Raw genomic sequence first — 23,042 nt, forward strand, 5'->3', positions numbered from 1 at the left:
ACCAACGAACGTCAAAAACTTGTAAAACTGGCATTTACTTCGCCTTAGGAAACTCACGAGGTAGCAGCTGGCCCTCGCAAGGCTGGCGCAAAGGCGTGTTGCTGCCTATATGCGCGCAAGTTCCATGACGATGACAACCGCCTCCAAAGCCAGCTCGACCTTCGGGCTTGATACCGCCGCTCTATTCGACCTGCCCCGCCCAGCGGCAGAATGCCGGATTGTGGTCGCCATGAGCGGGGGCGTTGATTCGTCTGTGGTTGCGGCGCTGGCGGCCGATACGGGTGCGGAAGTGATCGGCATCACCCTGCAGCTTTATGACTATGGCGCAGCAACGGGGCGCAAGGGTGCGTGCTGTGCGGGCGATGATATCGCCGATGCGCGCGCAGTCTCCGATCGCCTCGGCATCGCACACTATGTTTTCGATCATGAAAGCGCATTCCGCGAAGATGTGGTTGAGCAGTTCGCTGACGAATATCTCTCCGGACGGACTCCGGTGCCCTGCATTCGCTGCAATATGGGTCCGAAATTCACCGATCTGTTTCGCATGGCGCGAGAATTGGGCGCTGATTGCCTTGCGACCGGCCACTATGTGCGCCGCGTCGAAAGCGAAGGCGGTCCGCATCTCTACCGCGCAAACGATCCGACGCGCGACCAGTCCTACTTTCTATACGCAACGACGCAGGAACAGCTGGATTACATTCGCTTTCCGCTGGGCGGCTTGCCTAAAACACAGGTGCGCGAGCTTGCCGAAGCGGCCGGCCTGCGCAACGCATCCAAGCCAGATAGCCAGGACATATGTTTCGTCCCAGATGGCAATTACGCGAAGATCGTCAAGAAAATGCGGCCCGAAGGCGGCATTGCGGGCGATATTGTGCACGCAACGACTGGCAATGTTCTGGGCGAACACAAAGGCATCGTCCATTATACAGTCGGCCAACGCAAAGGGCTCGAGATCGGCGGACAGCCGGAACCGCTTTATGTCATAGGGCTTGACGCCGCATCGCGGCAGGTGCGTGTCGGGCCAAAGCGTCTGCTCGCAGTCGAATCAGCAGAAGTGATCGAAACAAATCGTATCGGTCCTCTCCCAGGAGGGCCGCTGACAGCAAAAGTGCGCAGCCTCGCAAAGCCGGTCCCCATTACGCTCGAGGGATCATTCGGTGATAATGCAACTATGCGCATCCGCTTTGATACGCCGGAATTTGGTGTCGCGCCGGGTCAGGCCGCGGTGATCTACTCCGGCGAACGGGTCGTCGGCGGGGGTTGGATCGACTCCACACACTCGGTTGCACAGAGCGAAGCTGCAGCCTAAAGCGCGTCCGCCGGGTGCGGGCGACATCGTGCCAACCCTCTCTTCTCTCGATCAGGATCAAGTCTGATATGTACGATCTTAAGGGCAAACGGATTTACGTCGCCGGACACCGCGGCATGGTGGGCGGCGCTGTCGCGCGCCAGCTTGAAGCGCGCGATGTCGAAGTTCTGACTGCCCCCCGCACGGTTGACCTGCGTGATCAAGCTGCAGTTCGCGCTTGGTTTGCGGAGAACAAGCCGGATGCCGTTGTTATGGCCGCTGCCAAAGTTGGCGGAATTCTGGCGAATGACAGCTTTCCCGCGGAATTTCTCTACGACAATCTGATGATCGAAGCGAACGTGATCGAGGCAGCTCATCGCAGCGGGGTCGAAAAGATGCTGTTCCTTGGGTCGTCCTGTATTTATCCAAAACTCGCTCCGCAGCCGATCCCCGAAGACGCGCTTCTTACCGGCCCGCTTGAACCGACCAATGAATGGTACGCGATTGCTAAAATTACCGGGATCAAGCTGTGCGAGGCGTATCGCAAACAATATGGTTCGGATTTCATCAGCGCGATGCCCACCAACCTGTATGGTCCGGGCGACAACTTTGATTTGCAATCCAGCCATGTTCTGCCCGCGCTGATCCGCAAAGCGCATGAGGCGAAACTAGCTGGCGATGACAGCATCATGATCTGGGGCACGGGCACACCGCGCCGCGAATTCCTGCACGTCGATGATCTGGCCGCTGGCTGTATTTTCCTGCTTGAGAATTACTCGGATGCCGGTCACGTCAACCTTGGCTCAGGCACCGATCTGACGATCAATGAACTGGTTGAAACTGTCTGCAGGGTCGTCGGCTTTGAAGGCTCGATCGAACGCGACATCACAAAGCCAGACGGAACGCCGCGCAAATTGATGGATGGCTCCAAAATCGCCGCGATGGGTTGGAAGCCAACGATCAGCCTCGAGGACGGCATCACCGATGCCTATCGCTGGTTCCTCGACAACGTGGCCGAAGGGTAAGGCCTTAGCCTTCCCACTTCTCCAGCACGCACCCATACCCCTCACGGTAGGTTGCTGTGTTGCTTGTGACGAGCGGGAAACGCGCGGTAACGCTTTTCGCTTCTGCATCGTCGGATAAAGTTACCAGTTCCATCCCGCCCAGCTTGTCCTTCTCACAGTCTTCAAGACTGCGCCCAGCGACGAAACGGCAAGAGCATGCGACGCGCGCCGCATAGGAAGTCCCGACATCAGCATAACCGCCTATCGGGGCTCGATAGACATACAGCGCCGATGCAAGCGCCGCGCCTATAATCAGCAGCAGCCACAGTGCAATGCGAGAGGACGAAGTGCGCGGGGTTGGTGATTTAGCCATTGCCTTGGCGTTATCCTTGGGGAATTGAGATCGCAATGACTGATCGCACAACATTGCTTCGTTTCGCCGCTCCGGTTTCACTGATCACAGCCTTGGCTGCATGCGGAGGAACAGCGGAGATAGCTCCGCCTCCCCTAAGTGACGAAGCTCTCGCTGTCGTGACGGACAAAGCCGGTGCGCCGAAAGACCAACTGGCTCGGCAAATCGATGATCTCTTCACCAAACAAGACCTCGGTGAAACCCGTGCCTTGGTGTTGATGGCGGATGGCGAGCTCGCAGCGGAACGCTACTCCGAAGGCTATGATGCAGAAACACGCATGATCAGTTGGTCAATGGCAAAGACCATCACCGCCGTTCTGATTGGAATGCTGGTAGCGGATGGGAAGCTGACCGTGGACGAGCCAGCACCGATCGCCATGTGGCAGCGACCGGGTGATCCACGCGCCGAAATCACTTTGCGGCAATTGCTGCATATGAACTCCGGCCTGCGCCATACAGAGGCGGGCGACCCGCCTTACGATTCCTCAGAGGTTCGCATGCTGTTTCTGGACGGGCGCGATGATATGGCCCGCTGGGCGAAAGAGCAGCCACTTGAGGCTGAGCCGGGCGAGAATTTCGAGTATTCATCCAACACAACCGTCATTCTGGCAGATATCGCGGCGAGCGCCTTGACCGCCAGCGATGATCCCGACGCACGGCGCAAAGCTGTAGACGATTATCTGAAGGAACGGCTGTTCGAACCGCTGGGCATGGCATCCATGGTTGCCGAATATGACGCTTCGGGCACGCTGATCGGGGGCAGCCTAATGCATGCAACTGCGCGCGATTGGGCCAAATTTGGCGAATTTATGCGCAATCAAGGGCGATCCCCCGATGGTGAGCAATTGGTGCCCAGCCGCTGGATCAGCGCTATGATCGAGTCGAGCCCGACCGCGCCCCAATATGGCTTTCAAACCTGGCTAAACCGGCCATTAGGCGCGCAGAACGCAGAAGCGGGCCACCCGCTATTCCCGGAACGCGCTCCGGCAAGCCTGTTTTCACTAATCGGACATATGGGCCAATATGTGCTGGTTTCACCCGAACAAGGCGTAACTATGGTCCGCTTGGGGCACTCAACATCGGCTCAGCGGCCAGCAATGCTGCAGGAAGCCGCTGACGTGATCGCGCTTTATCCGGCGAGGTAGAACGCGCCTTCAACAACCGTGGCGCACTCACCGCCAAGCCAAACCCTTTCCCCGTCCAATCGGCAGTTCAGGTTCCCGCTTCGCTCAGAAGCCTGATGCGCGGTGAAGCTGTCCCGGCCCAATCGCTCGCACCAGAATGGCGTAAGCGCAGCATGTGCAGAGCCGGTCACACTGTCTTCATCGACACCAGCACCAGGAACGAAAATCCGGCTCACAACATCGGTGCTTTCACCGGGTGCGGTGCAATCAAACTGATCAGTCCCGAGCATTCCAAGTGCACGCAAATCAGGGTTAAGTGCGCGCACTTCCGCTTCGGTTTCGAACATGAAGATGTTGTAGCCGATCTGCTCGCCTCCGGACCGGTAGGTTGCGATGGGCTTTCCACCGATCAATGATGCGGCTTCCGGATGCTCTTCGGGATGCGTCGGGATAGCGGGCAAGCCTACCTCATACCCCTCGGCTGTCTTGCGCACTTCCAGCACACCGGACTTGCGCGTTCTGAAGGTGACACGGTCTCCGCCGTCGCGGGTAAGCAAGACATGACCGCTGGCCAAAGTTGCATGGCCGCAAAGCGCAATTTCATAGGTTGGCGTGCACCAGCGCAGCTCCCAGTCTGCCTCGCCGGTTGTATCACGGACGACAAAGGCCGTTTCGGCAAACATGTTTTCTGCGCCGATTTTCACCAACACATCATCGGGCAACCACTCATCGAGCACCATAACCGCAGCCTGATTCCCGCGAAATGGCTCCGAGCTAAAGGCATCAACATGCCAGTACGGGATCTTTTTGGTCATTCGATTTGCCTTTAAGGATAGAGAAGCGTGTCAGACCACGAAAGCGCATCACCGGCACCCTCGAGAGTGAAAAGCCGCCTGTCATGAAGGCGGTTGTCACGGTCGATCCAAAACTCGATTCTTTCGGGTTTCAGTGTGAAGCCGGTCCAGTGTGGCGGACGCGGAACTTTGCCTTCCGCCTTATGCTGCGCCCAAAGCGACGTTACGCGATCCAGATAATCCTGACGCTGATCAAGCGGCCGCGATTGATCGCTGGCGGCAGAGCCAACCTGGCTTTTGTAAGCGCGTGAGTGGAAGTAAGCATCGGCGCGCTCTGGCGTCACTTCGACCAACGGGCCTTCAATGCGGATTTGGCGGCGAAGGCTCTTCCAGTGAAACAGCAGGCTGGCCTGCATGTTGGCGCGGATTTCGCCGCCTTTGCGGCTTTCTGAATTGGTAAAGAAGGTAAATCCGCCTTCCTTTGCGCCGTGCCCCTTGAGCAGGACCATCCGCACTGATGGTGCTCCATCCGGTGTCGCAGTTGCGAGCGCCATGGCATTGGGATCGTTTGGCTCATTGTTCTTGGCGTCAGAAAACCAATCGTCGAACAGGGCAAAAGGATCGGCGCTTGCAGGGATAACGCTATCGGCCAACTGCGCAGAATCGAGACCGGAATTGTCATTCATCGGAAAAGCGGCCTTTCAAACCAGTTCAAGAGCATGCTTCGCTAAGGTGGAAATAATCCCTCAGCCGGAAGGTACAACCGAAAGCTCTGATTGGTTGCACGTTTCTTCAATTCTGCTTCCACGCTTGCACCTGCTCACTGTCTCACCTAGCTAACACGGCATGAAAGATCCTTACGGCACCCTTGGCGTTGCGCGCACCGCTTCTGAGAAAGAGATCAAAAGCGCCTATCGCAAACTCGCCAAAGAGTTTCATCCGGACAAGAACAAGGACAACCCCAAGGCAGCAGAGCGTTTTTCTGAAGCAACCACTGCCTATGATCTGTTGTCTGACAAAGACAAACGCGCCCAATTTGATCGCGGCGAAATCGATGGCGAAGGCAACCCGCTCAATCCGTTTGGTGGAATGGGTGGCGGCTTTGGAAGAGGCGGCAATCCTGGTGGCCGGCCCGGCGGCGGGTTTCGCGATCCCGAATTTGGCGGCTTCACCCCCGACGATATGGATTTGGGCGACCTGTTCGAAGGGTTGTTCGGCGGCGGCAAACCGCGCGGTCAGGCAGGCGGACGCCGCGGTTTCGGCCAACGCCCTCCCCCTCCTCCGCAAAAGCGCGGCGCAGACATTCAGTACAGGCTAGCCGTGCCCTTCGTTGACGCGGCATCCGGGCAAGACCAGCGCATCACGCTGGCCGATGGTAAGGCAATCAATCTGAAACTGCCCGGCGGTGTCGAAGACGGCACCCAAATGCGCCTCAAAGGCAAAGGGCATCAAGGGCCTGGCGGCAACGGTGATGGCATAGTCATTGTCGAAGTTGGCACGCATCCGTTCTTCCGCCGCGATGGCGACCATATCCGTATGGACCTACCGCTCACGCTCGATGAGGCCTTGCGCGGAGCCAAGGTGAAGTGCCCGACAGTCGATGGTCCGGTTATGCTGACAATCAAAGCTGGCACCAATGGCGGCACGGTGATGCGGCTTGGCGGCAAAGGTTGGACTCGCAGCGGAGCAAAGGCGAAAGACGGCAAACCAGCACGCGGCGATCAGCTCGTGACGCTTGAAATTCAGCTTCCCGAAGATCTTGATGCGCTTCAAAAGCAGCTAGGCGATTGGGAAGATCCCGCCAAACCGCGCGAGAAATTCGGCCTTTAAGGCCGAGCCGGGCGCGCTGAATGGTCAAACCGGCCAACATCCCCCCTTCTTCCGAGCGCGAAGTTACGTCGCTTTCGCCAGAAGCACGCCGATTGCGGCCGCAACGCTCCAAGCCGCAGACGCTCACATCCGGCCCGATAAACGACCGAAAGCTGCCCGATTGGCAAGCTGCCATGTCTGCTCTGGCAGGCCCCTTAGCGCCCGGCACGCGCCCGTTCGAGGTCGTTCGCCGGACAGCATACGGCACATATAATGACGGCTTCATCCACGCAGGCAATCTGGCCTATCTGTCGATGCTGGCGATCTTTCCGTTCTTTATCCTTGGAGCAGCCGTTTTCGAGCTGGTTGGAGGACAAGAACTCGCCCAACAGATGGTCGGTGCCGTCATGCTGGCCTTGCCGCCAACTGTCGCCGGTGTGATCGAGCCGGTCGCACAGGACGTGATGTATGCGCGCGAGGGGTGGCTGCTCTGGTTTGGCGCAGGCGTCGCCTTATGGACTGTCTCCAGCCTGATTGAGACCATCCGCGATATATTGCGGCGCGCCTATGGCACCAAAGCGAGCCATGCGTTTTGGAAGTACCGCCTGCTTTCAGCCGGTCTGATACTGGGCGCAGTGATCCTGTTGATAGTCAGCCTGTTCGCGCAAGTCGCCATCGGCACCGCGCAACAGGTGATTGATGCGCGGCTTCCGCAGCTAACGGAGCTGATGGGAACATTGCGGCTGTCGCGGATTGTGCCGGCATTGGGCCTTGGGTTTTCCCTATACCTGCTGTTCTACACTCTCACTCCGGGTGAATACCGGACAAAGCGATACCCCAAGTGGCCCGGAGCGGTGTTCACGGCCGCCTGGTGGCTGGGCGTTACAACCGCCTTGCCGATCATATTGCGCCAGTTTTTTTCCTACAATTTGACCTATGGCAGCCTTGCAGGAATTATCATTGCACTGTTCTTTTTCTGGCTCGTCGGGCTCGGCCTCGTTATTGGCGCAGAATTGAACGCGGCGCTCGCAGAACCTGAGAATGCGAGCCGCACATCTGAGGAGAATGCAACATGAGCACATCAACGGCAAAATTGATGGCCGGAAAACGCGGCCTCATCATGGGACTGGCCAATGACAAGTCGCTCGCCTGGGGCATTGCGAAGCAGCTCGCCGAACATGGTGCGGAATTGGCATTCTCTTATCAGGGTGAAGCGCTGGCCAAACGGGTGAAACCGCTAGCGGAGCAATTGGGCAGCGATTTCTGTTTTGAATGCGACGTGTCTGATATGGATGCGCTGGATCGCGCCTTCGATACGCTTAAGGAGCGTTGGGACACGCTCGACTTCGTGGTTCACGCAATCGGGTTTTCCGACAAGAGCGAGCTGCGCGGCAAATATGTCGACACCAGCCTCGATAACTTCCTGATGACAATGAACATCTCTGCTTATTCGCTGGTCGCAGTCACCAAGCGTGCAGCAGAGATGATGCCGGAGAGCGGCGGAAGCATTATCACGCTCACATATTACGGGGCAGAAAAGGTGGTCCCACATTACAACGTCATGGGCGTGGCGAAGGCAGCGCTAGAAACCAGCGTCAAATATCTCGCCAACGACCTTGGCCCGCGTAACATTCGCGTCAACGCGATCAGTGCGGGGCCGGTGAAAACACTAGCAGCAAGCGGCATCGGTGATTTCCGCTACATCCTGAAATGGAATGAGCTGAACGCTCCGCTGCGCAGGAACATCACTATCGATGACGTTGGCGGGTCAGGCCTATATCTATTGTCCGACCTGTCATCGGGCGTGACCGGTGAGACGCATCATGTCGATGCGGGCTATCATCTGGTCGGTATGAAACAGGAAGACGCCCCGGATATCGCGCTGGGTTGATTTGTAAGTAGTCTTGCAGATCGGCCAAGGGGGCAATCAGTTATCTTGGATGGTGATCTTACTAAGGCTCGCGTTGAGAGTGGGCTCGCCAGAAAATGCGCGAGCGAAAATTGTAAGCAACATCTGTGAACAGTTCGGCTTTGATTCAAAAGTGAATCGGTTTTGGCCTTTATCAAGCGGTTCAACAAAGAATGGCGCGGGGTCACCCGGACATTGAAGCCGGAGCCTTACTGATTCTTTCCGACCTGCCGTTGCATCCAACAGCGCCAATTCAATTGCGAAAGGCCCTTGCGGTGGCGCGACGATGCGCTGCGCTATTACTCCGCCATTGCCAGTACGGGCATAAATTTCCAATTGAGTTTCGTCTGTGCTTGCCTGCCCTCGGAGGTCGGGTTGATCCACGAACTGCCAATGAAACGGAGGAAAGCGAGCCGTCCAGTCGAGCGTTCCGTTTGTGCTTGTATCTTCATCCGCACCAGCGATCGCGAAGAACAGGTCCTGTGCCTCTTCGGCACGTCCCGTTTCAGCAAGCCTTCGTATCAATTGCTGGTCGAAGCGTTCATCAGCCAGCTCTCTCTCCATTCGCAGCTTTGCTACATTGGCCAGCAAGGGCTCTTCACGAACGGCATAATTTGCAAAAAAATCGGTGTGCCAAGGCGAGGTTCCATCAATGTATCTAGCAAATGTGGTTGGGCCCTGATCATCTCGCAAAGCCTCACCCAAGATCGGGAAAAAGTCTGCGCTGTAGCTCGGATGCACACGCAAGATTTGATCCAAGGTTTGTACTGCGCGAGGAGAGTCGTCTTTTTCCAGATAGACCTGCAACATCACACCCTGCAAAGCCAAGTCGCGCCGATTAAGCTTTGACGCAGCAAGCGCCAACGCATCCCGCTTCTCGCCTTTTTCCTGCGCCATGGCGATCAAAACGTGAGCTTTTACTGCTGTTGGGTCATGTCGGAGAGCCTGAAGAGCTTCTTCACGTACGGCCAAGGCGGCTTCGCGCGGTTCGCCGGTTTCAGAAGCCCGCTGCGAGAAGTCATCAAAAGCCGCTCGCTCGATAGCGGCTCCGTTAATCGGAAAAAGCCAGGCAGCGGTGTCTGGCTGCGCTTTGGTCGAAATCATGCTGAAAGTCTGAAGCGCTACAAAAAGGCACGCAATTAAGCCGACGGCTAAAGCCAGAATCAGTCGTACAATATTGAGATTTTTCATCATTTCTACATTACGCAAGCTTCAGCTGGATACGGCGAGGCCGATGCTGTGAGGAGCCTTAATCGTCTGATTTCTCAATTGCTTGGCCGTAGCCATAGCCATAGCCATAGCCATAACCGTAGCCGAATGTTGAGTTGTTTTGATCAAGCTTGGTAACAATCGCGCCAAAGACCATGCCCCCAGTCTCGCGAAGGCGCTTCAGCGCCTGCTCGATTGCACGCAACTTGATTCGATCGGCTTCAATCACATAAATCGCGCCATCCACCACTCGAGAAAGCTCGATAGCGTCCGAAAGCGAAAGCAAAGGTGCACTATCAATTATGATTTGATCGTAGTCTTGCCGAGCTTGATCCAGCAATTCCCTGAAACGCGGACTAGCGAGCAATTCAACTGGGTTTGGAGGTTTCCGACCAGTAGGCAGGAAGTCAAATCCATGATCCGCGACATTGATCAGTGAATCTGCGGAAATCTGCGATGCCCCAGACAGAAGCGCCGTAAGGCCTCGATCTTCAAGCGAATCCCCTCCGACCAATTCGACCATCTTCGAATTTCTCAGATCCGCATCGATAAGAAGCGTCTTCTTACCCAATTGCGCAAAGCTCGCTGCAAGCGCGAAAGACGAAAGGCTCTTACCTTCGCTCGGAACAGATGATGTCACCATTATTACCTGAGGCGCACCATCCGGCGTAAGGAAGGTGATATTTGTTCTGGTCGACTTGTACGCCTCGCTAAGCTCCGAAGATCGTTCGAGCAGCGCTTCGTTGACAGGCCCGCCTTTGTGGGTCGGTATCGCTCCGAGTAGCGGCAGACCAAGTCGGCGTGAGACATCCTGAGGGTCCTTGAGGGTTTGGCTCAACAACACCCGAAGATAGACCAGCACAACGACCAAAATCGCAGCGGTAGCCAAAGCAATAAGCAAATTGAGTGCGAGCGATGGTGAGTACCGCACTTTCGGCGGGGCAGCTCGATCAATCAGGCTAATGTTGTTCTGACCTGCGCCGGATGCCTCAAGACCCTTGTACCGCTGCAACAGCGCATCATAAAGCTCTCGATTGGTATCAACTTCACGCTTGAGAATGCCGTAATCGATGCTCTGCCCTTGTTGGCTGAGGAAGCGTGACTTGGCAGCCTCAAAACGTGCGCGCAGCTCCCTCTCGCGAATTTCAGCAGACCGAAGAACAGATGACGTCTCGCGTGAAATGGAGCTTCTGAGGGCTTCCACCTCGGTTTTTTTGTCAATCAACTCAGGATAAAGAGGGCCGAAGTTTTCGCTTAATCGTGCGAGTTCCGCTTCTGCTCGAATAAGGTCCGCGCGAAGGATGCTGCGCGGATCATTCGCCGGAAAATCGCTCGAAAGCGATGTAGCCCGCGCCTCAATCCGGTCAGACACTGCACTTGCAAGAGCATTGTTGAGCGCTTCAAGATCGTTGGCGATCAATGTCTGGCTCGCGCTATCTGAGCCCGCATCACCGCGTTCGGTTTGTAAGATCAGAATTTCATTGGCGTTCGCGTATTCAATGAGTTCCGTTTCAGACTCGGCCAACTTCTCGCGCAACTCAGCGATTTGCTCGTTTAGAAACTTCCGCGCTTCAATATTCGCACCGAAACGCTTTTCGTAATTTGCGGAAATAAACTCTTCCGCCCAAGAATTCGCAAGGTCTGCCGAGAGAGTTTTCGAGGGACTGGAAAAATGAATATCGACAAGGCTCGACTGGCTGATCGGCTCAACGGTAACATTCTCAAGCAACACGCGCTCGATTGCCTGCTGGTCCGCTTGACCTTCTTCGTCGAGATTGAACAGCTCAAGGAACTCTTCATCCCGGGCCAAATTCTTCGCCTCGGCAACACGCGACGCCATAAAGCGCGAATTGAGCAACTGGTATTGAGTGTTCAGAAAATTCTGCTCATTTCGAAGGGCAACACGAGTTGGGAGGTCTACGTCAGTTACGCTGACTGATTCATCAGACACTTCGATCCGAGCGCTGGCGCGGAACAGGTCGGTTGCGAGCAATGTCGCGAGAACGCCTGCAACAACGCAAAGGGCAATAATTCCTGCGATCCAGAACTTAAGTGCCCGAAACTCGATCCAATACCGCTCGAGATCGAGATGAAACGCTTCGTCTTCCTCGTATTGACCATTGGTCCGTAACTGGTCTTCAAACGCCACCGCGGCAGGGATTTTCTCGTTCATTTCTGATCTTACCGGGAAAGCTGGTTCAAAACGATCGCTGCCGTCGTCAGGACAGGCGAGGCAAGCTCAATAAGTCGATCTATTCGCCTGCGTCCCGGCGAATCTCCGACCATGATTACATCGTCAGCATAGACTAGAGGATCGGCATAATTTCCACGCTCAATCGCACCTATGTCGTAAAGCCCGATATAACTCTGCCCATCGACTGTACGCATTATAATGACTTCATCGTGCCTCGCATAATCAGCGAGACCGCCTGCCTCGTTGACAGCTCGCAACAAAGTCATTTTCCCGCTAGCGGGAAATGAACCTGGTTCTTTGACTTGGCCGCCGACCGATAAGGTATCTTCGGGCAAAGAAGCTGGGATCAAACGCACCTGCGGATCAAGCAGGTAGTCGCCGCGCAAACCGTCAGCAATTACAGCGGCCGCCTCATTCGGTGAAAGGCCGGCAACTTTAACCTTGCCGAGGAAAGGGTAAACAATATCGCCCGCCTCGTCGGTAAGATACGTGCCACTTAGAGCCTCAGCGCCGACGACGGCGATTTCGACAACCTCTTGGCCGCCAAGCCGGTACACTTGACCCACCCCGGGGGCGGGCAATTCCGTTAAATCGGCGATCTCGACGTCTGGCGCGGCTCCATATGTACGATCAACAGTCGCGCAGCCTCCGAGGGCGATAGCCAAGCTCAACGCAAGGATTTGAATTGTCGGAAGTCTCATCATGTCCCTCATCGTCAGGCTCAAGCCATACAATGTTTTATAGCTCGGCCAACTGTTTTGACCGATTAAATTGTCTTCCAGTTGGACGCTCTTGGCGACCATGGGCCTGAACGTCAGCTGCGAACGCAATCGTAAGCCAGATCCCCACCATCTGGAATGCAGGGGTTCTCAACGGATAATCCACTACAGATGCGATAGTCAAAAACAGGATTACAGCCATCCAGAACACGCAGCGGGCAGTAGCTTGCGGGTCGCGCGCGAAAAGTAAGCGGATTGAACGAGCGATCCAAATGATAAAGGCACCAAGTATCACAATCGCAGGCAACCCGCCTTCTATCACCCATTGCGCCCAATCGTTATGAGCTTGATTGACATAGGCTGGCACCAAGAAATTCGTCGGCTCATATATCTGGTAGACGGCGTCGAAAGTGCCAAACCCGGAACCAAGCAGCCAAAATGAACTCATCATATCTGTAAGGATAGGCGTGATCCGCCACCGCAGGTCTACGAATGCATCCTGACTGAACGCCGCCTCTACCCCTGCAGCGCGATCAAACTGGAAAAGGAGGGCGAAAATCGCTCCGACTGTCAAAAAGCCGAGCAAAAGAACGAGGCGTGGGCGCTGTACAAGTATAGCAGCCCGCCCCGCTCTAGATCCGCTCAATTCTGGTTGCTTCAAATGAAGATAGGCCATCACACCGATCACCAGGTAGGCGACAACCGTCAAACCAAGCGCGGCGCGAGAACCGCTTACCAAGGCAACGAGCGTGACAAGTAGGAAAGCGACGGCAAGACCAAGGTTTAATCCAGGGGTTCGATTGAATTTGCCACCGCGCATCGCTGTCCGCGCTATGATCAGTAGCGTCAGTGCCGACAAAACGCCCGAGTGGTTCTCGTTTGCAAACACTCCCACGGGTGCGCCAAAATTTGTTGGAGAATAGAAATACAGCCCAGAGCCCGAACCGCCCGTGATTTGAACCAACCCCAGCGCCGCATCAATGACCCCAAATCCGACCAAAATGATAAAAACAGTGTGCGCCTTAGCCCTAAGGGCGATCAATAAGAGCGCCGCGCTTATCGGGACGATCAAGGACGAAACCGCATTCCAACCCCGCATCGGCACATAAGAGATCGGGCGCCAAATTCCTTCAAGCCCGTTCAACCTGTCCAGCTCCGCTATCAGCTCTCTTTCCGGCAGCGCCTGCCAAATTGAGGGAGGTAACGGCACGAGTTGGAAGACCATCCAAATTGTCAGCACAGCCAAGAGAACCATCGGCACGCGAACCGCAGCCAAACTGCTCTTGGAGATCATGTAAAGTGCGGGGATCAAAAAGAGCGCAAGCAAAGGCCTAAGCGCCGCGGCCTGAACTGCATCAAAGCGTGAGCTCCCGCCCAAAAAAGCAACAATAAGTGCGAACAACGCGAGCCAAATCAAAGGTTTGCGCTGTGAAATCGCCTTAGCCGGCATCGCTCGTGAAGAATTCGCTGAGTTCATAGTTACTCAAATAATGCAGTCAGTGTCGTATGAGTTCAGTTTTCTACGCTTACGGGTAAATCATAGCCGTGCTTTGCAAGCAACGCATGGCGCCGGGCTTCTTTCAGATCGGACGCGACCATCTCTTGGCACATTTCGCGCGCAGTGATTTCAGGCTCCCAACCAAGCTTTTCGCGGGCTTTGGTAGGGTCTCCCAGCAACGTTTCGACTTCCGCAGGGCGGAAATAGCGCGGGTCAATCCGAACAATCACATCGCCGACATTCACAGCAGGCGCTTTGTCACCTTCGATCGCCGCGACGGTGGCGATTTCGTCGACACCTTCGCCGCTAAATTCGAGCGACACACCCAGCTCGTTGGCCGACCAGGTGATAAACTCGCGCACCGTGTATTGCTTGCCCGTCGCAATGACGAAGTCATCAGCTACGTCTTGCTGCAGCATCATCCACTGCATCCGAACGTAATCCTTTGCGTGGCCCCAATCGCGCAGCGCATCGATATTGCCCATATGCAGGCATGGCTCGAGGCCCTGTGCGATATTCGCGAGGCCGCGCGTGATTTTCCGCGTTACAAAGGTTTCGCCTCGGCGGGGACTTTCATGATTAAAGAGGATGCCGTTGCAAGCATACATGCCGTATGCTTCGCGGTAATTCACCGTGATCCAGTACGAATACAGCTTTGCCACGGCATAGGGCGAGCGCGGATAGAAAGGCGTTGTTTCTTTCTGTGGGGTTTCCTGCACCAGACCGTACAGTTCAGATGTGGACGCCTGATAAAACTTGGTCTTTGCCTCAAGCCCCAAGAAACGGATCGCCTCCAGCATCCGCAACGTGCCGATGCCATCGACATCCGCCGTGTATTCAGGTGCTTCGAAACTTACAGCAACATGGCTTTGCGCGGCGAGGTTATAGACCTCGTCCGGCTCAACCTCTTTGATAATCCGGGTCAGGTTCGATGTGTCGGTCAGATCGCCGTAGTGCAATTTCATCCGGCGGCCCTGCTCATGCGGGTCCTGATAGATGTGATCGATGCGCTGCGTGTTGAATAGCGACGCACGGCGCTTGATACCGTGCACTTCATATCCCTTTTCCAGCAGGAATTCTGCCAGATAAGAGCCATCCTGACCGGTGATGCCGGTGATGAGTGCGGTTTTCGTCATCGTCCCGATGTATCCTTCACAAAGAACTGTCCCACTTTACGCAGGTTTTTCTGGATCAGCACACCCACTCCACCAACGCCATTTCTGCGAATGGCTGTCAAATCTTCGCGGCTTTTTTGCACTATGCGCTCCAGCGATCGATTGCTTTCCCCACCAACCCGCATTTTGACGAGCACTTCGGGGATATAAGCGAGCTTGACCCCGCCTTTCGCCAGATAACGAAGCATCGCGTCGTAATCCGCAGCAATCTGGAGGCCGGTATCATATAGACCCAGGCGGTCAAACACTTCGCGGCGCAGATAGACAGTGGGATGCGGCGGCATCCAGCCCTGGCGTAATTTTTGCGCGCTGTATTCGCCTGATTTCCAATGCCGAACCACCTTCGTTGGATCGTCCGCAGCCACATATTGCAGGTCGCCGTAGATGCCGTCGATTGCGGGATCAGAGAGCGCTGCTGCAACTTTCTGGATCACTTCTGGGTCTGCGAAGAAGTCGTCCGAATGCATCAATCCGATCACATCACCACTCGCATTAGAAATGCCGCGATTGATCGCATCATAAATTCCGTGATCCCGCTCCGAAACGATAACGGTTGAGGTGGTCGCAGCCTCGCGCGCGACGTCCAGCGTCCCATCCGTCGATCCGCCATCCTGAATAACGTGCTCGATATTCGAATAGGTTTGCGCATGCACGCTATCGATGGCCGCGCGGAGCGTGTCCGCACGATTATAGACTGCGGTGACGACGGATATCTTCATGTCAAACCGGCGCTAGTTTGCCACGCCGCCCCAATTATGCCCGACCGACCGACGAGTATTCAAAGCCAGCTGCGCGCACATCATCAGGTGTGTAAATATTGCGTAGATCGACCAGAACAGGTGCCTTTGCGGTTGCTTTTACCTTCGCTAGATCAAGTGCGCGGAATGCATCCCACTCGGTCACGATGACGGTTACGTCTGCATCCGTGATTGCCTCATAGGCGTCACTGCACATTTTCACATTCGGCATCAGCGGCTGAGCCAGCTCCATCCCTTCCGGATCATAAGCGGCCACTTCTACGCCTGCGTCCGTCAGCGTTTGCGCCACGGCAATCGCCGGACTGTCGCGCATGTCATCGGTGTTCGGTTTGAACGTCAGACCCAGCAGCGCTGCTTTCTTGCCGCGCGCTCCTTCTGCGCCGCCCAGCGCGTCCAGAACCTTCCGGCCCATAGCGCGCTTGCGACTTTCATTAACCTTGACAACCGCTTCGATGATCCGCGTCGGGCTGTCATAATCTTCTGCGGTTTTAAGGAGCGCCAAAGTATCTTTCGGGAAGCAAGAGCCGCCATATCCCGGGCCAGCATGCAGGAATTTCGCGCCGATCCGTCCATCCATACCGATACCGCGACTGACATCCTGCACATCCGCGCCGACCTTCTCGCACAGATCGGCCATTTCATTGATGAAAGTGATTTTGGTCGCGAGGAAGGCGTTGGCGGCGTATTTGATCAGCTCGCTGGTGCGGCGGCTGGTGAAAAGAATCGGCGATTCGTTGAGAAACAGCGGGCGATACACTTCGTGCATCACGGTTTCGCCAAATTCGCTTTCAGCACCGATCACGATCCGGTCTGGGTGTTTAAAATCATCAATCGCAGCGCCTTCGCGCAGAAATTCTGGGTTTGAAACTACAGCGAACTGATGCGAAGTGCCTGTCTCGGCGATGATCCGCTCTACTTCATCGCCGGTGCCTACCGGAACGGTCGATTTGGTCACAATGACTGCATCATTGGAAAGGTTTTCGCCGACCTCTTTTGCCACCGCGTGAACGAACGACAGATCGGCATGTCCATCGCCGCGGCGGCTTGGAGTGCCGACAGCGATAAAGATAGCCGATGCACCTTTGATACCTTCGGCCAATGAGGTCGTAAAGGATAGGCGACCTGACTTCACGTTGCTTTCGACCAGAGCATCAAGCCCAGGTTCGTAGATGGGCATGATGCCGTCATGCAGGCGATCAATCTTGCTCTGATCCTTGTCGATGCAGACCACATCGTGACCAAAATCGGCAAAACACGCTCCAGAGACGAGGCCCACATAGCCTGAGCCAACCATCGCAATTTTCATACTGCAGCTCCTCTTTCCGTCGCTTTTCTGAACAAGCGCGGTAGAATTGAATCAGCCTCGCGAACATAGACGGCTTCCGCGGGAACGGGTGTCGTCATGCCGTTTCTTGGCTTGTTGGCTGGCCCTTTAGATCAATGTCCAGTGTTTGGGGAGAGGTATTCGCAAGTCCAAGGTCAATTCCGAGAACCCGCTTGATCGCTTCCGGCGCGTCAACTCCCTCAGATCGCATGTGCGATTGCACCTCGTGATATTTCATGTCGACAAGGTAGCGGTACCAAAACCCTTGCAGGAAATGGAATGCAGTACCCTCTCGCCCGTCGAGAAAACCCAACCTAAAGAAATATCGATAGATGAAATATATAAGAGCCCGCATGCCAAGCGGCGCGCGCGTGTATAGGTGTTCTTTAACCCAGCGCTTGAGGCCGGCCTGTTGCCCTCCAGACAGATCCGCAACGGTTTCGGATTCAATAAATCCGTATTCTAGGTTCAACAAATCAACCACTTCTCGCGCAGAATAGGAGTTGTGTTTTTCGGTCCACCAAGTGAGCGAGTTGTGATTGTCATCTATCAGTTCGCCTGTAAATTCTGCGGCATCACCTTCGATGATGATATGCTCATCCATCCAGCGGCTCTCACAGCGACCGCGCCCATATCGAAACAGTCTGGCAACCCTGATGGGAAAAATGCCGCCCCACTTAATCCGACGCCCGAGGAAATGCATTCGCCGCGAAACGTACACGCCAGCAACATTATCGCTTTTGCCGCCCAGCGAACTCTCTATCTCGGCCGCAAGAGGCTTAGTAACATACTCGTCAGCGTCCAGACGCAGCACCCATTTGGTATCTGCAGGCAACTGGCTCAGCGCCCAGTTGAATTGTGTTGAGTAGTTTACCCAAGGGTTGCTTAGCACAGTGGCACCGTTTGCAGCCGCAAGCTCGACAGTACGGTCCGTCGAACCGCTATCAATGACGAAAATTCGCGCAGACACTCCGGCAACCGAGGCAATGGCGCGCTCGATGTGCTTTTCCTCATTTTTCGTAAGGATGATTGTCGTGAGTAGAGGGGCGTCTGACATTGCTTAAGTTGCAGGCTTACGGATCACAGCAATGGTCGATTTTGCTAATGGCCCAATGCGACCAACGCGGTAAAATTTCGGGGCCTCAAAACCAATTTCAGCGAACAGCTCACATAAGGTTTTTTCTGACCAGAACTTGATATGGCCGTGATCCCATAGCGCCGTGAAATGAGCATCCATTTTGCCGGTCAAAGCCATGACCAAGTTCTTCCAATAACCGTGATAAGGGGTTGAAATGATCGCGGTCCCGCCCGGCTCAAGGAGGTTGAAGAGCGTCTCGGCATATTTGCGCGGTGCATATACATGTTCGATCACCTCAAGGCTGGTGACCACGGGAAACTGCCCGTACTCTGATGCCAGATCATCATAGGCCGAACCTTGTTTAAGGTTGAGCTCTGGATGGGTTGCGACGGCCTGTTTAATACCTTGTTCGGAAGGGTCGACGCCGAAAACCTGCCAACCGCGCGCGGCAAAGGTTGCTGCGATACTGCCATTGCCGCAGCCCAGCTCGAACAAGCGCGGCTCGACGTCGCCTAGATTAGCCTTAAGCACATCGAGCTCGCTTATAACTTGCGGCAAAAGATAGTCATGCGACGGGTTGTGCCCCGCTGCCTCGTATTCGTAGCCCGAGATTGCCTTAATTTCTTCCATCTACCTATCCAATCGCTCTGTTGTTTCTTCGCCGCGACCACCAGTTTCCAGAGACCGGATGTGCCGCGCGGGATTTCCCGCGACTATGACGCCGGGATCGACATCTTTCGTTACAACCGCACGCGCGCCAGCAATGGAGCCCTGCCCAATCGTAACACCAGGCCCAACGAAGGCATCAGCGCAAACCCAAGCATCTGATCCAATCTCAATTGGCGGCTTAAGGAGTCTGCGGGCGGAATCTGAAATGTCATGCGATCCCGCGCACAAATGCGCTCCCTGTGAAACGGTTGCCCGAGCACCGATCGTAATCGGGCCGAGTGCATAAAGAATTGCCCCATCGCCCACACCTGCCTCATCACCAATATCGATATTCCACGGGATTGTGATGCGAACGCTTGGATAAATATGCGCGTTTGCGCCGATCTTCGCTCCGAAAAGCCTAAGGAGCATCCGCCTCCAACCCCATAATGGTCGAGGGCTAAGCCGAAACAGAGGACCGGACAGCCACCAGAGTACCCGGCCTATCTGGGCGCGGCGGCTCCATTTGCGCACCGACCGGTTCGCTTCGACATCTGTCAACGCTGATCCTGAACGGGAGATAGTACGTACGCCTTCCAGCAAAAAAATCCGCGCAAACCCGAGGTTGCGATCATCACCAAGCAGCGACGCTTATTTCGGTCGCCGCGATATAAGAATGTTGGCATATTTGCCACCCTAAATTTGCCCGCTAACGCGGCAATAAAACGAGCGCTACCACATCAAACCCCTTTTTCGTCTCCGCTTGACTCTGAGGCGGCCTATCATAAGGCAAGCTCCGCTGGCATCACGCCAAACAGACCGCCGCGCTTTGGTCCGGGCAAGACTGCTGGCAAGGCTGTGTTTGAATTCTCTCGACAAGGGCAAATGATCGAAAATGACCAGTGACCTTACCACACGCTGGCCTGTTCATCACGTCGTGGCCTCAATTGCAGAAGAGGCTTCTGGGCCATCTTATTCAGTACCTGCATTGGCAATGGCGACAGCCGATCTAGGGCGAAAGGTTGCAATTCATACGGTTAGGGGCCGCACCCTACCTTCCAAGGAAGTCACCGTCCAAACTTTCAAGCAAGATTTCGCGACCACCCCGGTCCTGAAATCAATGCTGCTGTCATCAGATCTACGCCAGACCATGATGCAGCTTCCCGGTTCGTCCATCGTGCATGGGCACGGACTGTGGCTGATGCCGAATGTCTCCAGTGCAGCAATAGGCGCGCGACCAGACATATCCGTCATTCATGCACCCAGAGGTATGCTTGGCGCAAACGCGTTGCGGTTTTCCAGACAGCGCAAACGGGTGTTCTGGCATTTGTTCCAGAAACAGGCAGCCAAGCATGTTGCCTGCTGGCATGCCACATCTGAAAAGGAGATCTCGGACATTCGGGATTTCGGTCTGCGTCAGCCCGTTGCGCTTATTCCTAACGGCATTGATTTTCCGAACCTCAAGGCCAGGTCGGTAAGGCCAGAACGCCGCACCGTTCTATTCCTAGGCCGCATTCATCCAAAGAAGGGGATCGATACCCTCCTGAGAGTCTGGAAATCCATCGAAGATAAGTTGCCTGGCTGGCATCTGGCCATAGCGGGTCCTGATGACAACCAATATGCGGACGAATACAAACGCTATATCGAGAAAGAAGGCGCTAAAACCGCGAAGATAGTCGGCCCCGTCTATGGAAGCGATAAGGTACAAGCATATCGCGATGCCGAGCTATTTGTATTGCCAACGCTAGACGAAAACTTCGGCATGACCGTTGCCGAAGCGCTAGTGCAAGAGACACCGGCCATCGTTTCTCACGGCGCTCCGTGGGAGGGCTTAGAGACCAACGACTGTGGTTGGTGGCATGCTATCGGAGAAGCGCCTCTGCGGGACGCTCTGCTGGATGCCACTTCACGCACTGACGAACAACGCATGGCCCTAGGCGCGAATGGTCGCGCATGGATGCAACGCGAATTCGGATGGCCATCTCTCGCGAATGGCATGGAAGATGTCTATTCTTGGCTTTCGGGGCAAGCCGACCAGCCGGATTGCGTAGTTACCGATTGAGGCTGAAAGCCGAACTCAACCCGCTCTAACTTGATGCGGCGGCTTTCGGGCCGAACCCGTCTTTCCAGCCGACGATGCGAGCAGGAGAACCCGCAACAATCGCCCCATCGGGTACATCCTTAACAACAACCGAGCCCGCCCCAACAACCGCAGATTCACCGATTTTTTGACAGCGGGGTAGGATAATCGAGCGCATCCCGATCCAAGAATTTTTCCCGATGGTTTTATTATATGCGGTCGGCTCTGACCGAGGGTCAAGCCCGTGATCATGGGTGTAGAGGAATGAGTTTTCAGAGATTAGCGCGTTGTCTCCGATTTCAAGATGGCCGGTTAAATCGAGTGTGACATTGGGATTGATTTGAGCACCATCACCAATTCGAAGTAGTCCGGCAGGCCCCTCTGCATCGACTGCTATGCCATGCCAAATAAGGCAGTTTTTTCCAATCTCGACTTTCTTGGGTTCGATGAAAAAGACCGAGTGGAAGATCTTTGTGCCCGTCCCGACGCGATTGACGGTTGCTTTGTGAATTTGTGTTGCGATTGCGTTCCGCAATCGCCGTGCGACCGCCAATGCCAGTCGAGGCACCATCAATATGGGCCCTCCAAGCCTGCGCGTATTCATTGACCTAATTTTCCTGACACGCGCCTGTCTCCATTAAATGAGGCTCCTCCAAACTCCGCTTTCTTTCGGCGCGGAGCTCTACTGCCCTGCCGTTTTCGACGACAGAAAAACCAAATTGTCGCCAATGCGAGCGGAACCATAGCAAACATCGAAGTAACGATCCCGCCAAACGATGATTGAGTCGTCGTCGATACAAACAAGAACATGATGGTCGGATACAGGAGCACCCGTCCATATCGATAGGGGCTTTCGCTGAAGATGAAGAGCTCTCCTCGCCGGTACATGAATCCCATTATCAAACCCATTAGACATCCCAGCCATCCGAAATTCCAGAAGGCCTCGCCCGGACCGGTCAGATTAATACCGCCTCCGCCATGTCTCGCAAAAACATCTGTCTTAAGCTTTCCGCCCAGGTCCACCGCAGGCTTATCGGGCCAAAGTGCCCTAGGAATCACTCCGTAGGTCCAAGAGAGGTAAGATTCTCCATCCAACTGGGCGTTTTCGTCCAAACGTGCGATCAAGACAGTTGGAACGTTCACGTCCATGAAATAGGTCGATCCAGTGATCTGCTCGGCCACCACGGTGATCGGATTGTCGTCTGCTTCACCGAGTGTCTGCCCAAATCGCAATTGAGTCATCGCACCTGCCGAGATGACCAAGGCCAGAGCTAGTAGCGCCAATGGCACTGCATTTCGCAAAGAGAATTTCCAGCCAGCGAGCACTGCACCAATGCCTGCGAAACCTGCGATTTCTAGGAGCTCCATTCTATCGCCGTTCAAAATCGCAATGAACGCGAGCAGCATGCCAACGCCAGTCGCAGATCTGATGTCTTTGCCACGCTTCGTGACAAACGCGATCATAACTAGGATGACAAAGATCACTCGCGGGATAGTGTAGAGTGTTCTCAGAATTGCATCACTTGCCTGGACCCCACTCGAATTGACTGCAAAACCCTGACGCTGATTCAACGCCGACAAGGTGTCCATATCGATCGCGCTGAAGCCCCGGCCCGCAAAGATTGCTATGGTAACCGTGAGCGATATTCCGATTGCCACCGGCACTAGTAATTTCTTCCAACGCAGCCGCGCAATTGACGACGCATCAAAATACCGCGGAGCCGCCACTCGTTTCGGACCTGAAACAATATAGCCAGCGCACAGACAGACTATGAACGCGAAAACAAACAATACCCCCGCATGGTGCGCCGTCGATGATGGAACGATAATCTTGTAGAACGCCACATCAGGATCAATCGAGAACACGGCAACCTTCAGCGTTACGCCAAGGAACGCCAGATAGGCGACAATATGGAGCGGCGAGAAATATCTCACACTTCCAAGGCGCGAAGCCACAAGGAATGGCAAAAGCGGGCAAGCCAAGCCGATTAGAAAGATCAGGATCGTCAACATCGTAGA

At 55.1% G+C, this 23,042-nt stretch carries 22 protein-coding genes; 7 read left to right on the top strand and 15 right to left on the bottom strand.

Translation table 11 applies throughout. From position 1 onward, the window contains the following. The first annotated feature begins 130 nt into the window (after positions 1-130). Positions 131-1,309, top strand: a complete 1,179-nt coding sequence (gene mnmA / locus KCG46_RS02780) for a tRNA 2-thiouridine(34) synthase MnmA (protein ID WP_218405261.1) — start codon at positions 131-133, stop codon at positions 1,307-1,309. Positions 1,310-1,377: 68 nt separating this feature from the next. Next, a complete protein-coding gene (gene fcl / locus KCG46_RS02785; RefSeq protein WP_218403811.1) occupies positions 1,378-2,313 on the top strand; it encodes a GDP-L-fucose synthase in 936 nt (311 codons plus the stop codon). A 4-nt stretch (positions 2,314-2,317) separates the two neighbouring features. Here the strand turns inward: fcl and KCG46_RS02790 are convergent, their stop codons facing one another. Further along, complete coding sequence (locus tag KCG46_RS02790) at positions 2,318-2,665, bottom strand: hypothetical protein (protein WP_218403812.1); 348 nt, start codon at positions 2,663-2,665, stop codon at positions 2,318-2,320. Between the two features lie 35 nt (positions 2,666-2,700). Between KCG46_RS02790 and KCG46_RS02795 the strand changes: the two genes are divergently transcribed. Next, complete coding sequence (locus KCG46_RS02795) at positions 2,701-3,849, top strand: serine hydrolase domain-containing protein (protein WP_218403813.1); 1,149 nt, start codon at positions 2,701-2,703, stop codon at positions 3,847-3,849. On the opposite strand, the gene KCG46_RS02800 is transcribed toward KCG46_RS02795, so the two are convergent. Both KCG46_RS02800 and pdxH read right to left on the bottom strand, forming a co-directional pair. After that, positions 3,834-4,643: a PhzF family phenazine biosynthesis protein gene (locus KCG46_RS02800; protein WP_218403814.1), complete on the bottom strand. Its 810-nt coding sequence runs from the start codon at positions 4,641-4,643 to the stop codon at positions 3,834-3,836. The two genes, KCG46_RS02795 and KCG46_RS02800, sit on opposite strands and share 16 nt — an antisense overlap. Positions 4,644-4,654: 11 nt before the next feature. Beyond that, entirely contained in the window at positions 4,655-5,308 is a 654-nt protein-coding gene (gene pdxH, locus KCG46_RS02805) for a pyridoxamine 5'-phosphate oxidase (RefSeq protein WP_218403815.1), read from the bottom strand. A 160-nt stretch (positions 5,309-5,468) separates the two neighbouring features. Here pdxH and KCG46_RS02810 point away from each other — a divergent pair, with 160 nt between their 5' ends. From KCG46_RS02810 to fabI, 3 genes are read left to right on the top strand one after another with little or no spacing between them, the layout of a single operon-like run. Then, a complete protein-coding gene (locus KCG46_RS02810) occupies positions 5,469-6,452 on the top strand; it encodes a DnaJ C-terminal domain-containing protein (protein WP_218403816.1) in 984 nt (327 codons plus the stop codon). Positions 6,453-6,472: 20 nt separating this feature from the next. Beyond that, entirely contained in the window at positions 6,473-7,507 is a 1,035-nt protein-coding gene (locus KCG46_RS02815) for a YihY/virulence factor BrkB family protein (protein ID WP_255551733.1), read from the top strand. Then, on the top strand, positions 7,504-8,322 hold the full coding sequence (gene fabI / locus KCG46_RS02820) for an enoyl-ACP reductase FabI (protein ID WP_218403817.1): 819 nt from the start codon (positions 7,504-7,506) through the stop codon (positions 8,320-8,322). Before KCG46_RS02815 ends, fabI begins: the two co-directional genes overlap by 4 nt. Before the next feature lie 36 nt (positions 8,323-8,358). On the opposite strand, the gene KCG46_RS02825 is transcribed toward fabI, so the two are convergent. From KCG46_RS02825 to KCG46_RS02870, 10 genes are all read right to left on the bottom strand, one after another. Then, positions 8,359-9,534: a tetratricopeptide repeat protein gene (locus KCG46_RS02825; RefSeq protein WP_218403818.1), complete on the bottom strand. Its 1,176-nt coding sequence runs from the start codon at positions 9,532-9,534 to the stop codon at positions 8,359-8,361. A 55-nt stretch (positions 9,535-9,589) separates the two neighbouring features. Further along, positions 9,590-11,722, bottom strand: a complete 2,133-nt coding sequence (locus KCG46_RS02830) for a GumC family protein (protein WP_218403819.1) — start codon at positions 11,720-11,722, stop codon at positions 9,590-9,592. 8 nt (positions 11,723-11,730) lie between these two features. Further along, positions 11,731-12,447 (bottom strand): polysaccharide biosynthesis/export family protein, encoded by a 717-nt coding sequence (locus KCG46_RS02835; protein WP_218403820.1) that lies wholly within the window; start codon positions 12,445-12,447, stop codon positions 11,731-11,733. A 34-nt stretch (positions 12,448-12,481) separates the two neighbouring features. Further along, positions 12,482-13,756, bottom strand: coding sequence for an O-antigen ligase family protein (locus KCG46_RS02840; protein WP_218403821.1), 1,275 nt, complete (start codon positions 13,754-13,756; stop codon positions 12,482-12,484). A gap of 218 nt (positions 13,757-13,974) precedes the next feature. Beyond that, the gene (gene gmd / locus KCG46_RS02845) at positions 13,975-15,096 is read right to left on the bottom strand and encodes a GDP-mannose 4,6-dehydratase (RefSeq protein ID WP_218403822.1); all 1,122 of its coding nucleotides are present in this window, start codon (positions 15,094-15,096) and stop codon (positions 13,975-13,977) included. Further along, positions 15,093-15,854 (bottom strand): glycosyltransferase family 2 protein, encoded by a 762-nt coding sequence (locus tag KCG46_RS02850; protein WP_218403823.1) that lies wholly within the window; start codon positions 15,852-15,854, stop codon positions 15,093-15,095. Before KCG46_RS02850 ends, gmd begins: the two co-directional genes overlap by 4 nt. Positions 15,855-15,888: 34 nt before the next feature. Then, positions 15,889-17,199: a UDP-glucose dehydrogenase family protein gene (locus KCG46_RS02855; RefSeq protein WP_218403824.1), complete on the bottom strand. Its 1,311-nt coding sequence runs from the start codon at positions 17,197-17,199 to the stop codon at positions 15,889-15,891. A 94-nt stretch (positions 17,200-17,293) separates the two neighbouring features. Continuing rightward, the gene (locus tag KCG46_RS02860; RefSeq protein WP_218403825.1) at positions 17,294-18,274 is read right to left on the bottom strand and encodes a glycosyltransferase family 2 protein; all 981 of its coding nucleotides are present in this window, start codon (positions 18,272-18,274) and stop codon (positions 17,294-17,296) included. Positions 18,275-18,277: 3 nt separating this feature from the next. Continuing rightward, positions 18,278-18,925 (bottom strand): class I SAM-dependent methyltransferase, encoded by a 648-nt coding sequence (locus tag KCG46_RS02865; RefSeq protein WP_218403826.1) that lies wholly within the window; start codon positions 18,923-18,925, stop codon positions 18,278-18,280. Beyond that, positions 18,926-19,375: an LbetaH domain-containing protein gene (locus KCG46_RS02870; RefSeq protein WP_218403827.1), complete on the bottom strand. Its 450-nt coding sequence runs from the start codon at positions 19,373-19,375 to the stop codon at positions 18,926-18,928. 463 nt (positions 19,376-19,838) lie between these two features. Here KCG46_RS02870 and KCG46_RS02875 point away from each other — a divergent pair, with 463 nt between their 5' ends. Continuing rightward, on the top strand, positions 19,839-21,005 hold the full coding sequence (locus KCG46_RS02875; RefSeq protein WP_218403828.1) for a glycosyltransferase: 1,167 nt from the start codon (positions 19,839-19,841) through the stop codon (positions 21,003-21,005). 25 nt (positions 21,006-21,030) lie between these two features. Here KCG46_RS02875 and KCG46_RS12700 read toward each other — a convergent pair whose 3' ends face one another. Together KCG46_RS12700 and KCG46_RS02885 are read right to left on the bottom strand one after the other, a co-directional pair. Further along, positions 21,031-21,594: an acyltransferase gene (locus KCG46_RS12700; protein ID WP_218403829.1), complete on the bottom strand. Its 564-nt coding sequence runs from the start codon at positions 21,592-21,594 to the stop codon at positions 21,031-21,033. A gap of 29 nt (positions 21,595-21,623) precedes the next feature. After that, on the bottom strand, positions 21,624-23,036 hold the full coding sequence (locus KCG46_RS02885) for an O-antigen polymerase (protein ID WP_218403830.1): 1,413 nt from the start codon (positions 23,034-23,036) through the stop codon (positions 21,624-21,626). Positions 23,037-23,042 lie beyond the last annotated feature (6 nt).

Origin of the sequence: Erythrobacter crassostreae (genome assembly GCF_019204045.1) — a bacterium.
GTDB lineage: Bacteria > Pseudomonadota > Alphaproteobacteria > Sphingomonadales > Sphingomonadaceae > Erythrobacter > Erythrobacter crassostreae.